Source organism: Streptomyces sp. NPDC001157 (assembly GCF_053598255.1).
The window spans coordinates 1-1,433 of the sequence record NZ_JBSFJW010000096.1; the positions used below are offsets into that span (position 1 = coordinate 1).

The 1,433-nt window shown below is 56.6% G+C and carries 1 rRNA gene; it reads left to right on the forward strand.

Annotation, left to right across the window (positions count from 1 at the left end):
* Window positions 1-1,411: ribosomal RNA gene (locus ACWDAG_RS47730) — 23S ribosomal RNA — on the forward strand; the annotation flags it as partial.
* Window positions 1,412-1,433 lie beyond the last annotated feature (22 nt).

The window sequence follows — 1,433 nt, forward strand, 5'->3', positions numbered from 1 at the left end:
AAATCCGTCGCACTTGTGGCTGAGACCTGATGCCGAGCCGATTGTGGTGAAGTGGATGATCCTATGCTGTCGAGAAAAGCCTCTAGCGAGTTTCATGGCGGCCCGTACCCTAAACCGACTCAGGTGGTCAGGTAGAGAATACCGAGGCGTTCGGGTGAACTATGGTTAAGGAACTCGGCAAAATGCCCCCGTAACTTCGGGAGAAGGGGGGCCACACCTGGTGACGGGCTTTGCGCCCTGAGCTGGGGGTGGCCGCAGAGACCAGCGAGAAGCGACTGTTTACTAAAAACACAGGTCCGTGCGAAGCCGTAAGGCGATGTATACGGACTGACGCCTGCCCGGTGCTGGAACGTTAAGGGGACCGGTTAGCTTGGATTCGTCCAGGCGAAGCTGAGAACTTAAGCGCCAGTAAACGGCGGTGGTAACTATAACCATCCTAAGGTAGCGAAATTCCTTGTCGGGTAAGTTCCGACCTGCACGAATGGCGTAACGACTTCTCGACTGTCTCAACCATAGGCCCGGTGAAATTGCACTACGAGTAAAGATGCTCGTTTCGCGCAGCAGGACGGAAAGACCCCGGGACCTTTACTACAGTTTGATATTGGTGTTCGGTTCGGCTTGTGTAGGATAGCTGGGAGACTGTGAAGCTTGGACGCCAGTTCAGGTGGAGTCGTCGTTGAAATACCAGTCTGGTCGTGCTGGATGTCTAACCTGGGTCCGTGATCCGGATCAGGGACAGTGTCTGATGGGTAGTTTAACTGGGGCGGTTGCCTCCTAAAGAGTAACGGAGGCGCCCAAAGGTTCCCTCAGCCTGGTTGGCAATCAGGTGTTGAGTGTAAGTGCACAAGGGAGCTTGACTGTGAGACCGACGGGTCGAGCAGGGACGAAAGTCGGGACTAGTGATCCGGCGGTGGCTTGTGGAAGCGCCGTCGCTCAACGGATAAAAGGTACCCCGGGGATAACAGGCTGATCTTCCCCAAGAGTCCATATCGACGGGATGGTTTGGCACCTCGATGTCGGCTCGTCGCATCCTGGGGCTGGAGTCGGTCCCAAGGGTTGGGCTGTTCGCCCATTAAAGCGGTACGCGAGCTGGGTTTAGAACGTCGTGAGACAGTTCGGTCCCTATCCGCTGTGCGCGCAGGAGTCTTGAGAAGGGCTGTCCCTAGTACGAGAGGACCGGGACGGACGAACCTCTGGTGTGCCAGTTGTTCTGCCAAGGGCATGGCTGGTTGGCTACGTTCGGGAGGGATAACCGCTGAAAGCATCTAAGCGGGAAGCCTGCTTCGAGATGAGGACTCCCACCCACTTGATGGGGTAAGGCTCCCAGTAGACGACTGGGTTGATAGGCCGGATCTGGAAGCACCGTGAGGTGTGGAGGTGACCGGTACTAATAGGCCGAGGGCTTGTCCTCAGTTGCTCGCGTCCACTGTGTT